This window comes from uncultured Ramlibacter sp. (assembly GCF_936925435.1).
In the GTDB taxonomy this organism is placed as follows: Bacteria; Pseudomonadota; Gammaproteobacteria; order Burkholderiales; family Burkholderiaceae_C; genus Ramlibacter.
Map to the genome: position 1 here is coordinate 235,954 of NZ_CAKZHQ010000004.1, position 20,554 is coordinate 256,507.

21 protein-coding genes are annotated in these 20,554 nt (G+C 68.8%); 12 read left to right on the forward strand and 9 right to left on the reverse strand.

Going from position 1 to position 20,554, the window contains the following annotated elements; all coding sequences use genetic code 11:
• Positions 1-8: 8 nt before the first annotated feature.
• Positions 9-455: a surface-adhesin E family protein gene (locus Q0632_RS04725; protein WP_298924901.1), complete on the reverse strand. Its 447-nt coding sequence runs from the start codon at positions 453-455 to the stop codon at positions 9-11.
• A gap of 160 nt (positions 456-615) precedes the next feature.
• Between Q0632_RS04725 and Q0632_RS04730 the strand changes: the two genes are divergently transcribed.
• From Q0632_RS04730 to Q0632_RS04750, 5 genes are all read left to right on the forward strand, one after another.
• The gene (locus tag Q0632_RS04730; RefSeq protein WP_298924903.1) at positions 616-3,222 is read left to right on the forward strand and encodes a circularly permuted type 2 ATP-grasp protein; all 2,607 of its coding nucleotides are present in this window, start codon (positions 616-618) and stop codon (positions 3,220-3,222) included.
• A 2-nt stretch (positions 3,223-3,224) separates the two neighbouring features.
• On the forward strand, positions 3,225-4,136 hold the full coding sequence (locus tag Q0632_RS04735; protein ID WP_298924906.1) for a transglutaminase family protein: 912 nt from the start codon (positions 3,225-3,227) through the stop codon (positions 4,134-4,136).
• A 92-nt stretch (positions 4,137-4,228) separates the two neighbouring features.
• Positions 4,229-4,684, forward strand: a complete 456-nt coding sequence (locus Q0632_RS04740; RefSeq protein WP_298924909.1) for a RidA family protein — start codon at positions 4,229-4,231, stop codon at positions 4,682-4,684.
• A 111-nt stretch (positions 4,685-4,795) separates the two neighbouring features.
• Positions 4,796-5,359, forward strand: a complete 564-nt coding sequence (locus Q0632_RS04745; RefSeq protein WP_298924912.1) for a hypothetical protein — start codon at positions 4,796-4,798, stop codon at positions 5,357-5,359.
• Positions 5,360-5,412: 53 nt separating this feature from the next.
• Entirely contained in the window at positions 5,413-5,634 is a 222-nt protein-coding gene (locus Q0632_RS04750; protein WP_298925277.1) for a hypothetical protein, read from the forward strand.
• A gap of 26 nt (positions 5,635-5,660) precedes the next feature.
• On the opposite strand, the gene parC is transcribed toward Q0632_RS04750, so the two are convergent.
• From parC to Q0632_RS04775, 5 genes are read right to left on the reverse strand one after another with little or no spacing between them, the layout of a single operon-like run.
• Positions 5,661-8,018, reverse strand: a complete 2,358-nt coding sequence (gene parC / locus Q0632_RS04755) for a DNA topoisomerase IV subunit A (protein WP_298924914.1) — start codon at positions 8,016-8,018, stop codon at positions 5,661-5,663.
• A gap of 26 nt (positions 8,019-8,044) precedes the next feature.
• Complete coding sequence (locus Q0632_RS04760; RefSeq protein ID WP_298924917.1) at positions 8,045-9,181, reverse strand: diguanylate cyclase; 1,137 nt, start codon at positions 9,179-9,181, stop codon at positions 8,045-8,047.
• Between the two features lie 55 nt (positions 9,182-9,236).
• Positions 9,237-10,088 carry a lytic transglycosylase domain-containing protein gene (locus tag Q0632_RS04765; RefSeq protein ID WP_298924920.1) on the reverse strand — a complete coding sequence of 284 codons (852 nt, stop codon included), beginning with the start codon at positions 10,086-10,088 and terminating at the stop codon, positions 9,237-9,239.
• Positions 10,085-10,642 (reverse strand): GNAT family protein, encoded by a 558-nt coding sequence (locus Q0632_RS04770; RefSeq protein WP_298924923.1) that lies wholly within the window; start codon positions 10,640-10,642, stop codon positions 10,085-10,087. Before Q0632_RS04770 ends, Q0632_RS04765 begins: the two co-directional genes overlap by 4 nt.
• 1 nt (position 10,643) lies before the next feature.
• Positions 10,644-12,611, reverse strand: coding sequence for a DNA topoisomerase IV subunit B (locus tag Q0632_RS04775; RefSeq protein WP_298924926.1), 1,968 nt, complete (start codon positions 12,609-12,611; stop codon positions 10,644-10,646).
• Between the two features lie 180 nt (positions 12,612-12,791).
• Between Q0632_RS04775 and Q0632_RS04780 the strand changes: the two genes are divergently transcribed.
• From Q0632_RS04780 to Q0632_RS04810, 7 genes are all read left to right on the forward strand, one after another.
• On the forward strand, positions 12,792-14,006 hold the full coding sequence (locus tag Q0632_RS04780) for an MFS transporter (RefSeq protein WP_298924929.1): 1,215 nt from the start codon (positions 12,792-12,794) through the stop codon (positions 14,004-14,006).
• Positions 14,007-14,138: a hypothetical protein gene (locus tag Q0632_RS04785; RefSeq protein ID WP_298925285.1), complete on the forward strand. Its 132-nt coding sequence runs from the start codon at positions 14,007-14,009 to the stop codon at positions 14,136-14,138. It begins immediately after the preceding gene.
• Positions 14,139-14,185: 47 nt separating this feature from the next.
• Positions 14,186-14,998, forward strand: coding sequence for an SDR family oxidoreductase (locus tag Q0632_RS04790; protein ID WP_298924932.1), 813 nt, complete (start codon positions 14,186-14,188; stop codon positions 14,996-14,998).
• Positions 14,999-15,006: 8 nt separating this feature from the next.
• Positions 15,007-15,543, forward strand: coding sequence for a bifunctional 2-polyprenyl-6-hydroxyphenol methylase/3-demethylubiquinol 3-O-methyltransferase UbiG (locus Q0632_RS04795; protein ID WP_298924935.1), 537 nt, complete (start codon positions 15,007-15,009; stop codon positions 15,541-15,543).
• A 33-nt stretch (positions 15,544-15,576) separates the two neighbouring features.
• Positions 15,577-16,464, forward strand: coding sequence for a 4-hydroxy-tetrahydrodipicolinate synthase (dapA, locus tag Q0632_RS04800; protein WP_298924939.1), 888 nt, complete (start codon positions 15,577-15,579; stop codon positions 16,462-16,464).
• Between the two features lie 30 nt (positions 16,465-16,494).
• Positions 16,495-17,571, forward strand: a complete 1,077-nt coding sequence (gene bamC, locus Q0632_RS04805) for an outer membrane protein assembly factor BamC (RefSeq protein ID WP_298924942.1) — start codon at positions 16,495-16,497, stop codon at positions 17,569-17,571.
• Between the two features lie 67 nt (positions 17,572-17,638).
• Entirely contained in the window at positions 17,639-18,412 is a 774-nt protein-coding gene (locus Q0632_RS04810; protein WP_298924945.1) for an MBL fold metallo-hydrolase, read from the forward strand.
• Here Q0632_RS04810 and Q0632_RS04815 read toward each other — a convergent pair.
• The 3 genes from Q0632_RS04815 to Q0632_RS04825 all read right to left on the reverse strand — a co-directional run bounded on the left by Q0632_RS04815 (position 18,402) and on the right by Q0632_RS04825 (position 20,543).
• Positions 18,402-18,710, reverse strand: coding sequence for a hypothetical protein (locus Q0632_RS04815; RefSeq protein ID WP_298924948.1), 309 nt, complete (start codon positions 18,708-18,710; stop codon positions 18,402-18,404). The two genes, Q0632_RS04810 and Q0632_RS04815, sit on opposite strands and share 11 nt — an antisense overlap.
• Positions 18,711-18,913: 203 nt before the next feature.
• Positions 18,914-19,420, reverse strand: a complete 507-nt coding sequence (locus Q0632_RS04820; RefSeq protein ID WP_298924951.1) for a hypothetical protein — start codon at positions 19,418-19,420, stop codon at positions 18,914-18,916.
• Positions 19,410-20,543: a cupin domain-containing protein gene (locus Q0632_RS04825; protein WP_298924955.1), complete on the reverse strand. Its 1,134-nt coding sequence runs from the start codon at positions 20,541-20,543 to the stop codon at positions 19,410-19,412. Before Q0632_RS04825 ends, Q0632_RS04820 begins: the two co-directional genes overlap by 11 nt.
• Between the last annotated feature and the right edge of the window lie 11 nt (positions 20,544-20,554).

Below are 20,554 nucleotides of genomic sequence, written 5' to 3' on the forward strand. Positions count from 1 at the left end.
CAGAAGATTCAACGGCCCGGCCGGTTGCAGGCCGCGTTGAGGATGCGCTGGGTGGGATTGGGCTCGATCTGGCGGAACTCCATCCAGCGCGGCTCCCCGCCGCTGTAGCTGATGGTGCGCGAGGGCTGGCCGGGCCAGTGCGGCAGTGCGTAGTAGCTGATGGACAGGTAGCGCGCCGTGTTGGCGCCGCAATCGAACAGCACGTCGGCCACATAGGAGCGGTAAGGCACGCCGTCCCAGCTGGTGCGTGGGTTGGCTCGGCTGACACGCACCCGCATGGTGCGCGCGTTGTCTTGCACTTCCAGCGGGATCGGATCGACCTGCACCGTGTCCACCGCCTTGTCCGCCGGGTCGCCCGCCACGGTCAGCCAGATGCCCTGGGCCTGCGCCCACGGCACTGCCAGCGCCAGCAGCCCTGCCAGCGCGCAAGATCCCCTTGCGGCGCCTGAACCCATCTGCGACCACTCCTCTGTTGCCGCAATGGTCGCGCCACGCCCAGCCGGCCGGTAGTGGACCTTGGACCACCTTCGGGCCGGGCCGGCCCACCCTGCGCGTCGTGGCCCGGCAACAGCGCCATGGCCGGCTGCGGCGGCGGATGCAACAATCCTGTTTCAAGTGGACAAAACAAACAACGACTCGCTGCTCGGCCCCGGTGCCGAAGAAAGCCCTGCCGCCCTGGTGGCAGCCCTGGCGCCACCGGCCGCCGCCGGCCATTGGGACGAGCTGCGCGGCGGCGTCTCCGCGCCCGCTGCCGGCCATGGCGGGCGCACCGTCGCCGCCCATGGCGCACCGACCGCCCACTGGAGCCGCTTTTTCGAGAACCTGGGCCCCGAAGGCTTCCAGGACCTGAACCGGCGCACCGTCAACCTGGCGCGCCAGGTGCGCGACAACGGCGTCACCTACAACGTCTACGCCGATGCCAACGGGCCGCAGCGGCCCTGGTCGCTCGACCTGTTCCCGCTGATCGTCACGCCCGAGAGCTGGCGCCAGATCGAGACCGGCGTGCTGCAGCGGGTCAAGCTGCTGGACCGGGTGATGGCCGACGTCTACGGCCCGCAGCATCTGCTGGCGGCCAATTTGCTGCCACCGGCCCTGGTGCACGGCCATCCGGGCTACCTGCGGCCCATGCACGGGGTCAAACCGGCCAGCGGCACCCATCTGCACATTGCCGCCTTCGATCTGGCGCGCGACCCCTCGGGCGCCTGGTGGGTGGCCTCGCAGCGCACGCAGGCGCCGTCGGGCCTGGGCTACCTGCTGGAGAACCGCCTCATCATCTCGCGGCTGTTCCCCGAGGCCTTCGGCGACCTCAAGGTGCAGCGGCTGGCGGGCTGCTACCGCGCCCTGCTCGACGGCCTGCGTGCCATGAGCCCGGCGCGCGGCGAGGCGCGCATCGTGCTGCTCACACCCGGCCCCTACAACGAGACCTACTTCGAGCACGCCTACCTGGCGCGCTACCTGGGCCTGACCCTGGTCGAGGGCAGCGACCTGACGGTGCGCGACCAGCGCCTGTACCTCAAGACCTTGCAGGGCCTGGAGCCGGTGCACGGCATCTTGAAGCGCCTGGACGACGAGTTCCTCGACCCGCTGGAGCTGCGCTCTGACTCGCGCCTGGGCGTGCCCGGCCTGCTGCAGGCCATCCGCGCCGGCAACGTGCTGGTGGCCAACGCGCCGGGCTCGGCCTTTCTGGAGTCGACCGCGCTGCTGGGGTTCCTGCCGGCGTTGTCGCGGCACCTGCTGGGCGAGGAACTGCAGCTGCCTTCGCTGCCCACCTGGTGGTGCGGCGAACGCGCGGCGATGGAAGCGGCCCTGCCACAGCTGCAGGCCAGCGTGATCAAGCCCACCTGGGCCGGCGCCGGCGCAGGCGCCGCCTCCGTGCTGGGCAAGTCGCTGTCGCGCCGCGAGCTGGACGAATGGGCCGGCCGCATCGCGCGCGAAGCCGATGACCACACGGTGCAGGCCTATCTGCCGCTGTCGCAGATGCCCACCTGGAAGCGCGAGCGGCTGCAGCCGCGCTCGATGATGCTGCGCGTCTTTGCCGTCGCCGACGGCCCCCAGTCCTGGCGCGTGCTGCCCGGCGGCCTGACCCGCATCGCCGGCACGACGCTGGAGATCGCCTCCATGCAACGCGGCGGCAGCAGCGCCGACACCTGGGTTCTGACCCGGGGCGAGGTCGACCGAACCAGCTTGCTGCGCCAGGACCCCAGCGACACCGCAGGCGCGCGCCGCAGCCGCACGGTGACCAGCCGCGCCGCCGAGAACCTGTTCTGGCTGGGCCGCTACACCGAACGCACCGAGAACAGCACGCGGCTGGCCCGGCTGGTGCTGGAAAGCCTCAACGGCGAGGACCAGTCCTCCCAGCCCCTGCTGGCCTGGCTGTCCGAGCTGGCGGAAGAACATGCGCTGGTGCTGCCGGCGGTACCGCCGGCCACGCAGTCGCGCCGCGTGTTCGAACGTTCGCTGATCGCCGGCCTGGCCGACACAGAGGATGCCGCCAGCGTGGGCTACAACCTGGCGGCGCTGCGCAACGCGGCCTCGGCGGTGCGCGAGCGCCTGTCGCTGGAGCAGTGGAACATCATCAACCGCGCCGAGCAGGAGTTCCAGCGCGGCTGCGTCCTGTGCACCGAGGACGGCGACTACTCGCCGGTGGAAGCGGTGCGGGTGCTCGAGCAGCTGTCGGTCCACACGGCCGCCATGACCGGCGCCCAGACCGACCGCATGACGCGCGACGACGGCTGGCGCCTGCTGTCCAGCGGACGCCACCTGGAGCGCCTGGGCTTCCTGGCCTCGGCCCTGGCCAGCGGCTTCGAGACCGGCGCGGTCTTTGACGAGGGCGGCTTCGAGGCGCTGGTGGCGCTGTTCGACAGCACCATCACCTTCCACGCCCAGTACCAGCAGCGGCGCGACATCCCGGCCCTGCTGGACCTGCTGGTGCTCGACCGCGACAACCCGCGCTCGCTGGGCTGGGTCACCCAGACCCTGCGCGGCCGCCTGGCTCGGCTGGCCGGCAGCGCGCCCGGCGAGGTACCCGAAATTGCCCTGACCGTGCCTGACCCCAAGGACTGGTCGCTGGAGGCCATGTGCGAGCGCGATGCCGATGGCCGCTACAGCCGGCTGCTGGAGATGCTGCAGCAATGCGCCGATGCCGCCTGGCAGCTCTCGGACGACCTGGGCGCGCGTTACTTCACCCACTCGGGCGAAGCGCGCTACAGCGTCGGAGCCTGACCATGCTGCTGCACGTCGTCCATGAAACCGTCTACGACTACGTGCCGACGGTCAAGACCGCCCAGCACATGGCCCACCTGCGGCCGGCGCACAACCGCCGCCAGCAGGTGCTGCGCCACAGCCTGGCGATCAGCCCGGAGCCGGCCCAGCGCGGCGAGACGGTGGACGTGTATGGCAACACCCGCTCCTTCTTCAGCCTGCAGTCGGCCCATGAGGAACTCAAGGTGGTGGCCGACAGCGTGGTCTCGACTGCGGCGCCCGCGCTGCCCGGGAGCGCCATGGCCTGGGAAGAGGTGCGCGAGCGCATGCGCTACCACCGTGAGGCGGCCTGGGACCCGGCGGCCGAGTTCATCTTCGGCTCGCCCTATGTGCCGCGGCACGAGGACTTCATCGCCTATGCGCGCCCCAGCTTCGCTGCGGGCCGACCCCTGCTGGAGGCAGCGCGCGAACTCACAGCGCGCATCCATGCCGACTTCGATTACGAGGCCGAGGTGACCGACGTGGGCACGCCGGCGCTGGAGGCGCTGGCGCTGCGCAAGGGCGTGTGCCAGGACTTTGCCCATGTCATGCTGGGGTGCCTGCGCAGCCTTGGCTTGCCGGCACGCTATGTCAGCGGCTACCTGCTGACCACGCCGCCGCCCGGCCAGCCGCGCCTGGTGGGCAGCGATGCCTCGCATGCCTGGGTCTCGGTCTACCTGCCGTTCGGCGAGGATGACGCGGCAGGCGCATGGGCCGACCTCGATCCCACCAACGACCGCTTCGCCGGCGAAGACTACGTGACCCTTGCGACAGGCCGCGACTACGCCGACGTCGCGCCCATGCGCGGCGTGATCCACGGCGGCGCCAGCCACCAGCTGCACGTGGCCGTCACCGTCACGCCGGTCGATGCGCCGCCCGCCCCTACAATCGCCTGAGGTTCCGGGCGGCCCGTCCGCTACGTATTTGATAGCTGCTCAAGCCCATTTCACGGGGGCTTGAGGTTGTTTACCTTCTCAAGGAGAGCGCCATGAGCATTTACGACAAGCTGCAGGACATGGGCATCACCCTGCCGCCGGTGGCCACGCCGGCCGCCGCCTATGCGCCTTTTGTTCGCAGCGGCAACCTGGTCTTCCTGTCGGGCCATATCGCCCGCAAGGACGGCAAGGTCTGGACCGGCCAGCTGGGCAAGAACATGGCCACCGAGGAAGGCAAGGCCGCGGCCCGCGCCGTTGCCATCGAGCTGCTGGGCACGCTGCATGCGGCCGTGGGCGATCTCAACAAGGTCACATGCATCGTCAAGCTGATGAGCCTGGTCAATTCGACCGGCGACTTCACCGAGCAACACCTGGTGACCAACGGCGCCAGCGAACTGCTGGGCCAGGTCTTCGGCGAGGCCGGCACCCATGCGCGCAGCGCCTTTGGCGTGGCGCAGATCCCCATGGGCGCCTGCGTGGAGATCGAGCTGATCGCCCAGATCGCTTGATGCGCCGCTAAGGCGCGGGCTTGTCCACACTGCCCCTAACCCTGGGGGCTTGAACTGTTGGCAGGGCTACACTGAGCTGACGTTTCGCCCCTGTGGGCGTCAGGAGTTTCCATGAAGCGCCGTGCCACCCTTGTTGCCGCCGGAGTTCTGGCGGCAGTCCCCAGCCTCGTCCTTGCCGCCGATGACAAGGAAAAGGAACGCGCCGAGGTCCGCAAGGCCGCCAGCGACGCCCTGGCCGCCGTCTACAAGGTGCAGCCCAGCGCGCGCAAGGCGGTCGAATCGTCCGCCGGCTACGCCTCCTTCAGCAACTTCGGCATGAAGATCCTGGTCGCCGGCAGCGGCACCGGCAAGGGCACGGCGGTCAACAACAAGACCAAGGCCGTCACCTACATGAAGATGGCCGAACTCCAGGCGGGCCTGGGCTTCGGGATCAAGAAGTTCCAGCTGCTGTGGGTGTTCGAGAACCAGCAGGCGCTGGACAAGTTCGTCAATTCCGGCTGGGAGATCGGCGGCCAGGCCACCGCATCGGCCAAGAGCGGCAACACGGGTGCGAGTTACCAGGGCGCGGTGAGCGTCTCACCGGGCGTCTGGCTCTACCAGGTCACCGGCAACAGCCTGGCGCTGGAACTCACCGCCAAGGGCACGAAGTACTACAAAGACTCTGATCTCAACTGAAGGGACTCCCAATGACCACCAGCAAGCACACACAGTTCATCCGCGCCGCCTTCATGGGAGCATGCCTGGCTGCCCTGCCGTTTGTGGCCGCGGCCACCGAACAGGCCAACCAGCGCCGCGACGGCCGCGATGTCAGGCAGGACACCAAGCAGGAAGCGCGTTCGGAAAAGATCGATTGCCGACAGGCCAACAACAAGAGCAATGCGGCATGCCGCCAGGACAAGCGCGAAACCAAGCAGGGCGGCCGCCAGGAAGCCCGCGACATCAAGTACTAGGCCATAAGAGCCGGGCCAGTGCCCGGCTATTCCATGCGCTCGACGGTCACTGGCTTGAAGGTAAAGCTGCCGTCCTTGCCCTTGCGGCCGCGCGCTCCCTTGGCGTTGTTCAGGGAGCGAATTTCCAGCACTTCCTCGCGCTCCTTGTCACGGAACACGCCCGTGATGCGCACGTTGCGGGTGTAAGCCGCGGCGCCGGCCAGGCTGTCCTTGGCGTCCAGGTCCATCAGCATCAGGCCGCGGCCGCCACTGGCCATGGCCTTGAGCTCGCCGATCTCGAACGTCAGCACCCGTCGGCTGGCCGACACACAGGCCACATGGGTGGCCGGCGTGTACAGGCCGCTTGCCTCCACGCCCGCGGGCGCAGGCAGGTTGGCCGGTGAAGGCCGGCACACCGTCTCGTCCGCGCCAAGGCTGATGAAGGCCTTGCCGGCCTTCTGGCGCGACAGCATGTTTTCCACCGTCGCCAGGAAACCATAGCCGCCCGAGCCGCTGAGCAGCAGCCAGGCGTTGCTGGCGCCGGCAAAGTAGTGCAGCAGGTGCGTGCCGGCCTCCAGGTCGATGAAGGTGGTGACGGGCTGGCCGTCGCCGCGCGCCCCGGGCAGCAGCGACACCGCCACGGTGTAGACCCGGCCATTGCTGCCGAAGGCCAGCAGCGTGTCCACGGTGCGGCATTCGTAGGCGCCGTACAGGCCGTCGCCGGCCTTGAAGGCGAAGCTGGCCGCGTCGTGGCCGTGGCCCTGGCGGGCGCGCACCCAGCCCTTTTGCGAGACCACCACGGTGACCGGCTCGTCGACCACCTTGATCTCGGCAGTGGCGCGCTTGTCGGCCTGGATCAGGGTGCGGCGGGCGTCGGCAAACAGCTTGGCGTCGGCCTCGATCTCCTTGACCATCAGGCGGCGCAGGGCCGCCGGGCTGCCCAGGATTTCGTCGAGCTTCTTTTGCTCCTCGCGCAGTTCCTTGAGCTCCTGCTCGATCTTGATGGCTTCGAGCCGCGCCAGCTGCCGCAGCCGGATGTCCAGGATGTCGTCGGCCTGGCGCTCGCTGAGCGTGAAGCGTGCGATCAGCGCCGCCTTGGGCTCGTCGGCGCCGCGGATGATGGCGATCACCTCGTCGATGTTGAGCAGCACCAGCTGCCGGCCCTCGAGGATGTGGATGCGGTCCAGCACCTTGTCCAGGCGGTGCCGCGAGCGCTTCTCGATGGTCTGCTGGCGAAAGGCGATCCATTCCTCCAGCATCTGGCGCAGCGACTTCTGGGTCGGCCGGCCGTCCAGGCCCACCATCGTCAGGTTGATGGGTGCCGAGGTCTCCAGGCTGGTGTGGGCCAGCAGCGTGGTGATCAGCTCGGACTGCTCGATGCGGCTGGTCTTGGGCTCGAACACCAGGCGCACGGCGGCGTCCTTGCTGGACTCGTCGCGCACCGCGTCGACCACCGCCAGCACGCTCTGCTTGAGTTGCACCTGGTCCTGGCTGAGGGCCTTCTTGCCGGCCTTGACCTTGGGATTGGTCAGCTCCTCGATCTCCTCGAGCACGCGCTGCGAACTGACGCCCGGTGGCAGTTCGTTGACCACCAGCTGCCACTGGCCGCGTGCCAGTTCCTCGATCTTCCAGCGCGCCCGCACCTTCAGGGACCCGCGCCCCGTGCGGTAGGCCTCGGCGATATCGGTCGGGCTGCTGATGATCTGGCCGCCGCCGGGGTAGTCGGGACCGGGCACCAGGGCCAGCAGTTCTTCGTCACTGAGCTTGGGTGTCTTGACCAGGGCCACGCAGGCCGCCGCGATCTCGGCCAGGTTGTGGCTGGGGATCTCGGTGGCCAGGCCGACGGCGATGCCGCTGGCGCCATTGAGCAGGGCAAAGGGCAGGCGCGCCGGCAGCTGGCGCGGCTCCTGGGTGCTGCCGTCGTAGTTGGGGATGAAGTCCACCGTGCCTTCGTCGATCTCGTCGAGCAGCAGGCTGGTGATGCGCGACAGCCGGGCCTCGGTGTAGCGCATGGCGGCCGCGCCGTCGCCGTCGCGGCTGCCGAAATTGCCCTGGCCATCGATCAGCGGATAGCGCTGGCTGAAGTCCTGTGCCATGCGCACCAGCGCGTCGTAGGCAGCCTGGTCGCCATGCGGGTGGAAGCGGCCCAGCACGTCGCCCACCACGCGGGCGCTCTTGACCGGCTTGGCGCCGGTGGCGCCGTTGGGGCCGCCAAAACCCAGGCCCATGCGGGACATCGAGTACAGGATGCGCCGCTGCACGGGCTTCTGGCCGTCGCAGACGTCGGGCAGTGCGCGGCCCTTGACCACGCTGAGCGCGTACTCCAGGTAGGCGCGCTGGGCGTACGAGGCGAGGTCGAGCTCGCTGTCGTCGCCGCTGGACAGGGGGATGAGGTCTTGCTCCATGGGATGCAGGCGGAAAAAGTAAGGGACTAGGCCCGCAGTTCGTCCGCAGCCAGGGTGTGGATGCGGCGTTCGGAGGGATGGAAAAGCTGTTCGTCCATGCGCACGCCCAGGCGCTGCAGGATGGACTTGGCCGACATGTCGGCCGCCGGCACCGGGGCCAGCACGATGCGAAACTGCAGAAACTCGGTCGGCGCCATCGGCACCGGCTCCTTCAGGCCCGCCACCAGGATGCGGCTGGCGAGGTTGGAAGCGCCCTCGGCCGGGGCCACGCCCTCGGCCAGCACCGCGATGCGCGAATGCGACAGACGCGCCGCCACGTCGCCGTCGCCCATGGCCTGGCGGATGCGGCTGGCCGCCACCAGCACGGCCGACTCCGCGACCTCGGGCCCGAACTCGCTGGCCAGGCCGGGCAGGTTGTCGATGTGCACCAGCAGCAGCAGGCTGGGATGGCCGTAGCGCTTGACCAGGCTGCGCGCGGCCAGCACGCGCTCGTTGAAGACAAGCTGGGTCGACAGGCCGGTCAGCGGGTCGACCGTGGTGCGGGCGTCCAGCCGCACCCGGGTCTCGCTGAAGATGCGGCTGCGCCAGATGGTGGCCAGGAACACGGCAGCCGACCACAGCGGCAGCAGCGCGGCCTGCGGCAGCACGGGCTCGGGGTCCACGTCGAGGCCGCCCCAGCCGATCCAGGCGCCAGCCAGCACCAGCAGCACCAGGCCGGCGGTCAGCCAGCGGACCCAGGGCTGGCTTTGCGGCCAGGCGCGCAGCATCAGCACGCTGGCCACCGCGCTCCAGGCGGCCAGGCCGGGCAGCAGCAGGTTGATCTTGGCCACCACCACGGCGATCGCCAGCGCCGGCAGCAGCACGGCACTGACGCCGACCAGCCAGCGGCGCGGCAGCCGCAGGGCGCCCGCGTGGTTGACCAGGTCACGCAGCTGCAGGCCGGCCAGCCCCAGCAGCAGCAGAAAGGCGGACTCGGCCATGTAGGGCTGGCTGCCCACCTGCAGTTGCAGGCACAGCACGGCCATCATGGTGGCCGCCGCGTGCAGCAGCAGCGCCCGCTCGCGGTAGGCGTTAGCGATGACCACGCTCAGGCAGACCACCAGCACCATGGCGCCGCCAAAAGCGCCCAGCACCACCAGTGCAGTGGGATCGGCCAGGGTCATGCGCCCTCCCCGGCGATGGTGGGAGCAACGGCATCGCGTTGACCGGCGGGCTCACTCACTGCGGGGAGCTGAATGGGTTGGCTGCGGCGGCCAACGCGGGCACGGCGACGGCGCCAGCAGGCAGATTGCCGCGGCCGATGGCGCCGCCGGGCACGGACATTCCCACCTGCACACGCTGCGGCGCGGACATTTCCATTCGCACGCGCTGCGGCGCGCTCAGGGCGGCCGGCGGCTTGAGCATGGCATACAGCTGCAGCACCGTCTGCACGTAGTTCTGCGTCTCGCGGTAGTTGGGAACGCGGTTGCCGGCGCGCTGCACTGCGCCCTCCCCGGCGTTGTAGGCGGCCAGCGCCAGTTCCAGGTTGCCTGGAAAGAGCTTGAGCAGGTAGTCCAGGTAGCGCGCGCCGGTGCGGATGTTGGTGCGCGGGTCGGCCAGCTTCATTTCCACCGTCGTCTTGGGATCGGCGGCAACGCCGTAGCGCGCGGCCGTGGCCGGCATGATCTGCATCAGGCCCACCGCGCCCTTGGGCGAGACGGCGCCGGCGTCGAAGCCCGACTCGGTGGCGATCAGCGCCTGCAGCAGCTCGTAGTCGATGCCGTGGGTGTTCGACGCTTCCCGCAGGTGGTGCTTGACCTGCTTGTAGCTGGGCGAGACCTCAAAAAACGCGATCAGCCGGGGCGCCGCCGTCGGCACGCTCACCGAGCGCGGCGTGGCGGAACGCAGGCCCCTGGCGGTGTCGAAGCTTTCGCCGCCGCGGAAGAACAGCTCGTAGCGCGCGTCGAGCTTCTCGGCGGCGAAATGCGCCAGACCCCTGGCGTCGACATAGCCCCAGACCTCGGCCCGCGCCGCCGGCGCCAGCGCGAACGCCAGGGCCAGGGCCCACAGCGGACGCAGGCAGGCCTTCATGCCGCCATCTCCAGGCCTTGTGCACGGCGCGCGGCGAACTCGCTTTGCAGCATGGACATGACGATCAGCGACTCGAAGCCATCTGCCGTGCGCACCGATTCGCGCAGCAGGCCTTCGACGACAAAGCCCTCGCTGTCGTAGAAGGCCTTGGCGCGGGCGTTGCGGGTCTTCACGTCCAGCCAGAAGCGGTGTGCGCCCAGGTCGTCAAATGCCACTTTCTTGGCCACCCGCAGGGCGGCGCGGCCATGGCCTGCGCCCTTGGCCTTGACCACCATGCGCTTGAGTTCCAGCGACTGGTGGCGGCTGCGGCAGCCGATCAGGATCAGAAAGCCGGCCGCCTCCAGGCCCTCGCCGGCCTCGATGATGAAGTGGCGAAAATCGGGGAAGCGCACCGCGGCTTCATGCTGGGTGCGCTCCCAGGGCGTGATGAAAGGCAGGTTGGCCTCGTCCTGCTCCAGCGACAGCACGAACTCCAGGTCGCTGGTCATGGTCGGGCGCAGCCGCACCCGCGGACGCACGCGCTGCGCTGACACGGCGGGGGCGTCGGCTGTCATTTCAGATGTCCACATCCACGGCGTCGCCGTGCAGTTCCATCAGCTCGCGCCGGGCGGCGGCCTCGCCCTTGCCCATCAGCTTGGTGATCAGGCTCTCGGTGGCGGCGAAGTCGCTCTGCCCCAGGTGCACCGGCAGCAGGCGGCGGGTGTCAGGGTTGAGCGTGGTCTCCCACAGCTGCTCGGCGTTCATCTCGCCCAGGCCCTTGAAGCGGCTGATGCTCCACTTGCCCTCGGCCACGCCTTCCTTGCGCAGCTTGTCCAGGATGGCGATGAGCTCGCCCTCGTCCAGCGCATAAGCCTTGGAGGCCGGCTTCTTGCCGCGTGCCGGCGCATCGACGCGAAACAGCGGCGGCCGCGCGATGAACACGTTGCCGGCGTCGATCAGCTTGGGGAAGTGGCGGAAGAACAGCGTCAGCAGCAGCACCTGGATGTGCGAGCCGTCGACGTCGGCGTCCGACAGGATGCAGACCTTGCCGTAACGCAGGCCCGACAGGTCGGGCGTGTCGTTGGGCCCGTGCGGGTCGACCCCGATGGCCACCGCGATGTCGTGGATTTCGGTGTTGGCGAACAGGCGGTCGCGCTCGACCTCCCAGGTGTTGAGCACCTTGCCGCGCAGCGGCAGGATGGCCTGGCATTCCTTGTCGCGGCCCATCTTGGCGCTGCCACCGGCCGAGTCGCCCTCGACCAGGAAGACCTCGTTGTGGCGGATGTCCTTGCTTTCGCAGTCGGTCAGCTTGCCCGGCAGCACGGCCACGCCCGAGCCCTTGCGCTTTTCCACCTTCTGGCCGGCCTTTTGCCGGCTCTGCGCCGCCTTGATGGCCAGCTCGGCCAGCTTGCGGCCGTATTCCACATGCTGGTTGAGCCACAGCTCCAGCGCCGGGCGCACGAAGGTCGAGACCAGGCGCACGGCGTCGCGCGAATTGAGGCGCTCCTTGATCTGGCCCTGGAACTGCGGGTCCAGCACCTTGGCGGACAACACATAGGAAGCGCGCGCGAACACGTCTTCGGGCATCAGCTTGACGCCCTTGGGCAGCAGCGAATGCAGCTCGATGAAACTCTTGACGGCGTTGAACAGGCCGTCGCGCAGGCCGGACTCGTGGGTGCCGCCGGCGCTGGTGGGGATCAGGTTGACGTAGCTCTCGCGCACCGGCTGGCCGTCTTCGGTGAAGGCCACGCACCACTGGGCGCCCTCGCCTTCGGCGAAGTTGTCGTTGCTGTCGGCAAAGCCCTCGCCCTCGAACAGGGGGATGACAGGCTCGCCGTTGAGGGTCTGCATCAGGTAGTCGCGCAGGCCGCCCTTGTACTGCCAGCTTTGCGTCTCCTTGGTCTTCTCGTTGACCAGGGAGACGGTGACGCCGGGCATGAGCACCGCCTTGCTGCGCAGCAGGTGGGCCAGTTCGGCCATCGGCAGCTGGGTCGACTCGAAGTACTTCGGGTCGGGCCAGAACCGCACCGAGGTGCCCTGGCGGCGGTCGCCCTCGGCAGCCTTGCGCAGCTGCAGCGACTCGGTGACGTCGCCGCCCTCGAAGACCAGGCGGGCGACCATGCCGTCGCGGTGGGTCACCGCCTCCAGCCGCTTGGCCAGGGCATTGGTGACGGAGACGCCGACGCCGTGCAGGCCGCCGGAGAAACTGTAGGCCCCGCCCTTGCCCTTGTCGAACTTGCCGCCGGCGTGCAAGCGGGTGAACACCAGCTCGATCACCGGGGCCTTTTCTTCCGGGTGCAGGCCATAGGGGATGCCGCGGCCGTCGTCCTCGATGCTGCTGGAGCCGTCGGTGTGCAGCGTGACCTTGATGCGCTTGCCGTGGCCGGCCAGCGCCTCGTCCGCGGCGTTGTCCAACACCTCCTGCAGCACATGCAGGGTGTTGTCGGTGCGGGTGTACATGCCCGGCCGCTGCTTGACGGGCTCCAGGCCCTTGAGCACGCGGATGGAGCCCTCGGAATACTCGGGTGTGGGTTTGCTGGCCATGGGAGGGGCGATTGTAGTGGCGCGTCCGGTTTAGATACTGGACAAGCATACAGGCTTTCCGTCGGACCGACCACCGACCCACCTTTCATGCCTGGCGGTCATCAATCCGCCCGAAAACTTTCAACAGGGTTGTCGCCGGGGCGGCGCGCAAGCGGCGCGGGCTTTCGCTACAGTCGCCCGATGCAATCTTCCCGCAAGCTGTCCATGGCCCAGGTCCTCGCCTGCGGCGCCGCCATCGTCACCCTGTCCATGGGCATCCGCCACGGCTTCGGCCTGTGGCTGCTGCCGATCACCCAGGCCCAGGGCTGGACCCGCGAGACCTTTTCCTTCGCCCTGGCCATCCAGAACCTGTCATGGGGCGTGTTTGGCGTCTTCGCCGGCATGCTGGCCGACCGTTTCGGCGCCTTCCGCGTGCTGGTCGGCGGCTGCCTCTTTTATGGGGCCGGCCTAGCCGGCATGGCCCTGGCCCCCACCCCCTTCACCTTCACCCTGACGGCCGGCGTGCTGCTGGGCGCAGCCCAGGCCGGCACCACCTATGCCGTGGTCTACGGCGTGATCGGCCGGCAGATCGACCCGGCCAAGCGCTCCTGGGCGATGGGAGTGGCAGCCGCGGCCGGCTCTTTCGGCCAGTTCCTGATGGTGCCGGTGGAAGGCTTTCTGATCAGCGGCTTCGGCTGGCAACAGGCTCTGCTGACCCTGAGCCTGGTGGTGCTGCTGATCGCGCCCCTGGCCATCGGCCTGCGCGAGCCGGGTTTTGCCGGTGGCGCTGCGCCGGTGCGCGAACAGTCCATCCTGCAGGCCCTGCGCGAAGCCTTCAAGCACCCCAGCTTCCAGCTGCTGATGGCCGGCTACTTCGTCTGTGGCTTCCAGGTGGTCTTCATCGGCGTCCACATGCCCAGCTACCTGAAGGACAAGGGCCTGTCGCCCCAGGTCGCCAGCTACGCGCTGGCGCTGATTGGCCTGTTCAACGTCTTCGGCACCTACATTGCCGGCACCCTGGGCCAGAAGCTGGCCAAGCGCAAGATCCTGGCGGCCATCTACCTGGGCCGGGCGATCGCCATCGCCGTCTTCCTGTGGGCGCCTTTGAGCCCGCTGTCGGTCTATGTCTTTGCCAGCGTGATGGGCCTGCTGTGGCTGTCCACCGTGCCGCCCACCAACGCCACGGTGGCGCAGATCTTCGGCGTGGCCCACTTGTCCATGCTGGGTGGCTTCGTCTTCTTCAGCCACCAGATCGGCTCCTTCCTGGGCGTCTGGCTGGGCGGCTACCTGTACGACCGCACCGGCAGCTACGACATCGTCTGGTACATCGCCATCGCTCTGGGCATCTTCGCCGCCCTGGTGAACCTGCCGGTGCGCGAGGCCCCGATCGCGCGGCCGCTGCCGCAAGGCGCCTGAGTGAAGCGGCGCACGCGCACCCTGCTGGCCTGGGGCGGCGCCACCGCCGCCCTGCTGGCAGTGTTTGCCCTGTACACGCAGCCGCAGATCATGGTCACACTCGCCGACCAGCTCTGGGCCTGCTTCAACTGACGGCCGAAGGGCCGTCATCCCCGCGGGCGCAGGGATCCAGGAGTTTTATGCCTATCTTCATCATCACGGGCGCCTCCGACGGGATCGGCGCCGAAATGGCGCGCCAGCTCGCGGCCAGCCACAAGTCCCAGGCCAGCCTCATGCTGGCCGGCCGCAACCAGGCCAAGCTCGACGCCGTCGCCACGCAGTGCCAGGCCCAGGGGGCGCAGGTCCAGACCTTTGCCGCTGACCTGTCCCAGGAGCCGGAGTGCCGGCGGTTGGTCGACATCGCCTTGCAGCACTTCGGCGGCATCGACCTGCTGGTCAACAACGCTGGCGTCTCGGCCCAGGCCCTGTTCGCCGACGTCCAGCCCGGCGACCTGCACTGGTACGAGGACCTGATGCGCATCAACCTCTGGGGCGCCGTCTGGGCCACCCATGCGGCCCTGCCTTATCTGAAGCAGTCCAGGGGCCGCATCGTCGCCGTCTCCTCGCTGGCCGGCCTGGTCGGCGTGCCCGGCCGCACCGCCTACAGCGCCAGCAAGTTCGCCATGACCGGCTTCTTCGAGGCCCTGCGCGCCGAACTCAAGGGTGCCGGGGTCAGCGTCACCACCGCCTACCCTGGTGTGGTCGCCACCCAGATCCGCTACCGCGGCCTGAACGCCCAGGGCGTGGCGGCCGGCTCCAGCGGCCTGAAGGAAGAGGATGCCATGAGCGTGGAGGAATGCGCCAGGCTCATCATCGACGGCATGGACAAACGCCAACGCGAGGTGGTGATGACGGCCAAGGGCAGGCTGGGCCGCTTCGTCAAGCTCATCGCGCCGGGCCTGGTGGAGAAGATGGCGCTGTCCGCGCTCAAGGACGGCGTCAAACCCCATTGAAAGCTTTCATGCACGGTACCCAAACCCCTTCCGCCTGGGTCCAGCGCTGGTCCCACCTCGTGCCTGTCGGCGCCACGGTGCTGGACGTCGCCTGCGGCGCGGGCCGCCACATGCGCTGGTTTTCTCAACAAAACCATGCCGTAGCCGGCGTGGACCGGTCGCAGGACGCTATCGATTCCGTAGCAGGCCTAGGCCGCGCCGTGCGCGCCGACATCGAGGACGGGCCCTGGCCTTTTGCCGGTGAGGAGTTCGGCGGTGTGGTCGTGACCAACTACCTGTGGCGCGCCCTGCTGCCCACCATCGTCGCCAGCGTGGCGCCGGGCGGCGTCCTGCTCTATGAAACCTTCGCCGCCGGCAACGAGACCGTGGGCAAGCCCTCGCGCCCGGACTTCCTCTTGCAGCCGGGCGAATTGCTGGCCGCCTGCGCCGGCCTGCGCGTGGTGGCCTACGAGGACGGCTTCCTGGAAGCGCCCGAGCGCTTCGTGCAGCGGATCGCCGCCGTCCGGCCCGGTCCGGAGGAACCCCGGCCGCGCCACCGGCTCTAGGTAGAATTGGCGTTTCCCCGACCAAACCCGGACATGACACCGATTACAGGCAGCATCGTGGCGCTCGTGACGCCGATGCACGACGACGGCAGCGTCGACTACCCCACCCTGCGCAAGCTGATCGACTGGCACATCGCCGAAGGCACCGACTGCATCGGCGTGGTCGGCACCACCGGCGAGTCGCCCACCGTCAGCGTGCAGGAACACCAGGAAATCATCCGCGTGTCGGTCGAGCAGGCCAACAAGCGCGTGCCCATCATGGCCGGCTGCGGCGCCAACTCCACCGCCGAGGCGATCGAGCTGGCCAAGTTCGCCAGGAAGGTCGGCGCCGACTGCCAGCTGCAGGTCGTGCCCTACTACAACAAGCCGACGCAAGAAGGCCAGTACCAGCACTTCAAGGCGATCGCCGAGGCCACCGGCGACCTGCCCATCGTGTTGTACAACGTGCCCGGCCGCACCGTCGCGGACATGCTGCATGACACCGTGCTGCGGCTGGCCCAGGTGCCCGGCATCATCGGCATCAAGGAAGCCACCGGCAACATCGAGCGGGCCCAATGGCTGGTGCGCGATGTTCCCAAGGGCTTCGCCGTCTATTCCGGCGACGATCCCACCGCTGTGGCCCTAATGATGTGCGGCGGCCAGGGCAATATCAGCGTGACGGCCAACATTGCGCCGCGGCTGATGCACGAGCTTTGCGTCGCGGCCGTGGCCGGCGATGCCAGGGGCGCAATGGCCATCCAGCGCGAGCTGATGCCGGTGCACAAGCAGCTGTTCGTCGAGGCCAATCCCATCCCCGTCAAGTGGGCGATGGCGCGCATGGGCCTGTGCGGCGGCGCGATGCGCCTGCCCATGACGCCGCTGCAATCCGCCAATGAAAAAGTGGTGGAAGACGCTTTGCGCAGCGCCGGCCTGCTGGGCTGAGCGCGGACCGATCCAACAAGAGGGTATGAAGTGAAGCAATCTGCAAAATTGAGCCTGCTGGCGCTGTGCGCGGCGCTGGCATCGTGCTCGGTGCTCGATGGCGACAAGATCGACTACAAGAGCGCGAGCAAGGGCGTGTCGCTGGAGGTGCCTCCCGATCTGACGCAGCTGTCGCGCGACACGCGCTATACCATCCCCGGCGGCGCAGTCACCGCCAGCAGCTTCCAGGTCGGCCAGGCTGCGCCGACCATGCCCACCGCGGCAACAACGCTGGGCGACGTGCGCATCGAGCGCGCCGGCACCCAGCGCTGGCTGGTGATCAACCGCCCGGCCGACCAGCTGTGGAACCCGATCCGCGACTTCTGGCAGGAAAACGGTTTCCTGCTGACGCTGGACCAGTCCAACCTGGGCATCATGGAAACCGACTGGGCCGAGAACCGCGCCAAGATCCCGCAGGACTTCATCCGCCAGTCGCTGGGCAAGCTGCTCGACTCCTTCTATTCCACCGCCGAGCGCGACCGCTTTCGCACCCGCCTGGAGCGCACCGCCACCGGCGGCACCGAGATCTACGTGTCGCACCGCGGCATGATCGAGGTCTACGCCAACCGCGAGAAGGACCAGACCGTCTGGCAGCCGCGCCCCACCGACCCCGAGCTGGAAGCCGAATTCCTGCGCCGCCTGATGATCAAGCTGGGCGCGCCGCAGGAGCAGGCCAAGGCCCTGGTGGCGTCCGGCGCGGTCAAGCCGGTGGCGCGCGTGGCCAGCGTGAACAACACGCCCGTGGTGCAGATCGACGAGGGCTTCGACCGCGCCTGGCGCCGTGTCGGCCTGTCGCTGGACCGCACCGGCTTCACCGTCGAGGACCGTGACCGCGCGCAAGGCACCTACTTCGTCCGCTATGTCGAGCCCAATGCCGACAAGCAGGACAAGGGCTTCCTGGGCAAGCTGTTCAGCTCCGAGAAGACCGTGACGCCACTGAAGTACCGCATCACTCTCAAGAGCCAGGGCGATGCCACCACCGTCTCGGTGCTCAATGCCGCCGGCGCGCCCGAGGCCTCGGCCAATGCCCAGCGCATCGTCCAGGTCATCGCCGACGACTTGAAGTAATTGCTTTGCGGGACAGACCAGTATTGCGAAGCAATCTGCTCTGTCGCCAACTGACTAGGGCCATTTGATGCTGCGCTTCAAAAGCCTCGGCAGCGGCAGCACCGGCAACGCGACGGTCATCCAGGCGCGCTGCGGCACACAGCTGAACCATGTGCTGGTCGATTGCGGCCTGGGCATCCGCCAGCTCGACACCCGGCTGGGCGCGGCCGGCATGCTGGCCGAGCAGATCGACGCCATCTTCATCACCCACGAGCACGGCGACCACATCGGTTGCGCGCACCGCCTGGCCCTGCGCGAACGCATCCCGGTGTGGATGAGCCGCGGCACCTACATGGCCATCGGCGAACCCGACTTCGACGGCCTGCTGCGCATCGCCGGCGATGGCCAGGACATCGCCCTGGGCGCGCTGCAGCTGCGGCCCTTTACCGTGCCCCACGATGCGCGCGAGCCTTTGCAGCTGACCTGTTCGGATGGCGCAAAGCGCATGGGTGTGCTGACCGACCTGGGCCATGCGACAGCGCATGTGCTGGCCCACCTGGCTGGCTGCGCCACGCTGCTGCTGGAGTGCAACCACGACACCGACCTGCTGGCCGCCGGCTCCTACCCGCCCTTTCTCAAGCGGCGTGTGGGCGGCGACTGGGGACACCTGTCCAACCGGGCGGCCGCGCAGATCGCGCTGGCCGGCTTACCGCTGGGCCTGCGCCAGGTGCTGGCGGCCCACCTGAGCGAGCAGAACAACCGGCCCGAGCTGGCCCGTCATGCCCTGGCCCAGGCCCTGGGGGAACGGGTCGACGTCCATGTGGCGGACGCCCACAGCGGCAGCAGCTGGCTCAGCGCCTGAGGCCGGTGGCCGGCCATGAAAAAAGCCGCCCGAGGGCGGCTTTTTTGCGAACCGGAAAAATCCGATTACTTGGCGGCGGAAGCCGGAGCGGCAGCAGCAGCAGCGCCAGACGCGGCCGTGGCGGCACCAGCGGCAGCAGCAGCGGCACCAGCAGCAGCGGAAGCGGCACCAGCGGCAGCGTCAGCAGCCGGGGCAGCGGCGGGAGCCGGAGCCGGTGCGGGAGCAGCAGCGGGAGCGGGAGCCGCGACGGGCGCCGGCTCTTCCTTCTTGCCGCAAGCGGCCAGGGCAGCGGCAGCAATCAGGGTCGCCAGGACGAGCGATTTGTTCATTTTTCAGGTTTCCTTTGATGGGGACTAAAACAATTTCCGGAAATTGTCCCGGCCTTCCAGAATGAAAAACCGAGACTGAGCAGAGAGGACTCGAGCTCCTCATACTCAGCCGCAAATTATATGGTGAAACGCATGATCAACCCCGGTAAACCCTAGGTTCTCCTGCAGCCAGTCACAAGCCCAGCGTGGTAGCGGGAAAGGACGGCGCACTCTTTTGCAGCCACTCCTGCAGGCTTTCTCGCAGCAGCACGCGCCGCTGCGGCTCGCTGCCGCTGTAGCCGTTGCTGCGCTCCGGATCCAGCCGCTGCAGCACCCAACCGGGACTCCAGATCGCGCTGGGCAACTCAAGCGGATCGGCAAAGCTGCAGGCCCGCGCCTCGATGATGTGCGACCAGGTGCGCCGCCAGGTGGCAAAGCGCGCGTGCCGGCGCAGCACCGCCTCGTAGCTGCAGGCCAGCAAGGTGCAGCGCCGCCCGCCGGCCGACCAGGCCAGCAGCGACTCGGTCACGGCCCGCTCGCCCAGCGGCCAGTCCTCGAAGCTGGCATCGCTGACGATGATTTCGCTCCAGCCTTCACGGGCGGCGCAGGCCAGCGCGTCGCGCACCAGTTGCTGGAAATCGGCACGGCCGGTGAAGCGGCCCTGCGGCAAGGCCGCGGCCTGCGGCTTGTCATCGGCCATCGCCACCTCCTTCGTGCGCCCAGCCGGCCTCGCACCAGGACGCCAGCAGGTCCTGCGCCTGCGGGCTGGCCCGCGCCAGTTCGCTCGCGTCCAGCTGGCGCCTGTCGGCCAGAGCCCGCAGCAAGGTCGCGTCGCGGCCGGCAGCGCGCCAGCTCTCACCATTGATGAAGACGTGGCGCTGGTCGTACAGCATGCGCGTGCGCCGGTCCAGCGCCAGGCTGCGCAGCCGCGCCGGCGCGCGCCCGGCATCGAACCAGACGTTGGCCTTGGGCTCGGTCAGGTATTCGCCCAGACCGCGGGCCAGCGCGTCAGCGTCGCGCAGCGCCGCCTGCAGCGCTTCGCGGGCAAAGTCCTGCAGGGCAGCGGGAATCGCGCCCGGGGTGGCGGTGGCGCTCTGGCCCTTGTCGCGGTAGAGATCGCCACCGGCGAGCTCGTCGGCGTCCTCGGCCAGCCGTTGCAGCAGCTCGCGCGCCAGCTCGCCGCGGCCGGGGGCGCGAAAGCCGATGGAATAGGTCTGGCACTCACCTTCGGCGATGCCGTCGTGGGCATAGCGCGGCGGCAGGTAGAGCATGTCGCCGGGCTCGAGCAGGTACTCCTGCTCCGGCTCGAAATTGGCCAGGATCTTCAGCGGCACGCCTTCTTGCAGCGTGAAGTCCCGCTGGCGGCCGATGCGCCAGCGCCGACGCCCCTGGGCCTGTAGCAGGAACACGTCATAACTGTCGAAATGCGGCCCCACGCCGCCGCCATCGCTGGCGTAGCTGATCATCAGGTCGTCCAGCCGCGCCTCCGGCACGAAGCGGAACTGCTGCAGCAGCCCATGAACGCCTGCGTGGTGCAGGTCCATGCCCTGCACCAGCAGGGTCCAGCCCGGCCGCCCCAACGGCGGCAGCGAGCGCCGCGCAAACGGTCCGCTGCGCATCTGCCAGCCCTTGGCCGACTGCGAGACCAGGCGCGACTCCACCGCCTCCTGGCCGGCCAGGGCGAACAGATCGCCGCGCTCGAGCAGGGGCGCCATGCCCGGCACCGCACCGCGCACCAGCAGAGGCTTCTTTTGCCAGTGGCGTTGCATGAACTGGTCGGCCGTGAGGCCGCCCAACAGGGGAAGAGCTTGTGAGGTGTCCATGCAGCGCCGAT

What these genes read in the sequence shown, in the direction of transcription:
- Q0632_RS04725 (WP_298924901.1), bottom strand. Translation starts at nt 455, where the DNA reads ATGGGTTCAGGCGCCGCAAGGGGATCTTGCGCGCTGGCAGGGCTGCTG.
- Q0632_RS04735 (WP_298924906.1), top strand. Translation starts at nt 3,225, where the DNA reads ATGCTGCTGCACGTCGTCCATGAAACCGTCTACGACTACGTGCCGACG.
- Q0632_RS04740 (WP_298924909.1), top strand. Translation starts at nt 4,229, where the DNA reads ATGAGCATTTACGACAAGCTGCAGGACATGGGCATCACCCTGCCGCCG.
- Q0632_RS04745 (WP_298924912.1), top strand. Translation starts at nt 4,796, where the DNA reads ATGAAGCGCCGTGCCACCCTTGTTGCCGCCGGAGTTCTGGCGGCAGTC.
- Q0632_RS04750 (WP_298925277.1), top strand. Translation starts at nt 5,413, where the DNA reads ATGGGAGCATGCCTGGCTGCCCTGCCGTTTGTGGCCGCGGCCACCGAA.
- parC (WP_298924914.1), bottom strand. Translation starts at nt 8,018, where the DNA reads ATGGAGCAAGACCTCATCCCCCTGTCCAGCGGCGACGACAGCGAGCTC.
- Q0632_RS04760 (WP_298924917.1), bottom strand. Translation starts at nt 9,181, where the DNA reads ATGACCCTGGCCGATCCCACTGCACTGGTGGTGCTGGGCGCTTTTGGC.
- Q0632_RS04765 (WP_298924920.1), bottom strand. Translation starts at nt 10,088, where the DNA reads ATGAAGGCCTGCCTGCGTCCGCTGTGGGCCCTGGCCCTGGCGTTCGCG.
- Q0632_RS04770 (WP_298924923.1), bottom strand. Translation starts at nt 10,642, where the DNA reads ATGACAGCCGACGCCCCCGCCGTGTCAGCGCAGCGCGTGCGTCCGCGG.
- Q0632_RS04775 (WP_298924926.1), bottom strand. Translation starts at nt 12,611, where the DNA reads ATGGCCAGCAAACCCACACCCGAGTATTCCGAGGGCTCCATCCGCGTG.
- Q0632_RS04780 (WP_298924929.1), top strand. Translation starts at nt 12,792, where the DNA reads ATGCAATCTTCCCGCAAGCTGTCCATGGCCCAGGTCCTCGCCTGCGGC.
- Q0632_RS04790 (WP_298924932.1), top strand. Translation starts at nt 14,186, where the DNA reads ATGCCTATCTTCATCATCACGGGCGCCTCCGACGGGATCGGCGCCGAA.
- Q0632_RS04795 (WP_298924935.1), top strand. Translation starts at nt 15,007, where the DNA reads ATGCACGGTACCCAAACCCCTTCCGCCTGGGTCCAGCGCTGGTCCCAC.
- dapA (WP_298924939.1), top strand. Translation starts at nt 15,577, where the DNA reads ATGACACCGATTACAGGCAGCATCGTGGCGCTCGTGACGCCGATGCAC.
- Q0632_RS04810 (WP_298924945.1), top strand. Translation starts at nt 17,639, where the DNA reads ATGCTGCGCTTCAAAAGCCTCGGCAGCGGCAGCACCGGCAACGCGACG.
- Q0632_RS04820 (WP_298924951.1), bottom strand. Translation starts at nt 19,420, where the DNA reads ATGGCCGATGACAAGCCGCAGGCCGCGGCCTTGCCGCAGGGCCGCTTC.
- Q0632_RS04825 (WP_298924955.1), bottom strand. Translation starts at nt 20,543, where the DNA reads ATGGACACCTCACAAGCTCTTCCCCTGTTGGGCGGCCTCACGGCCGAC.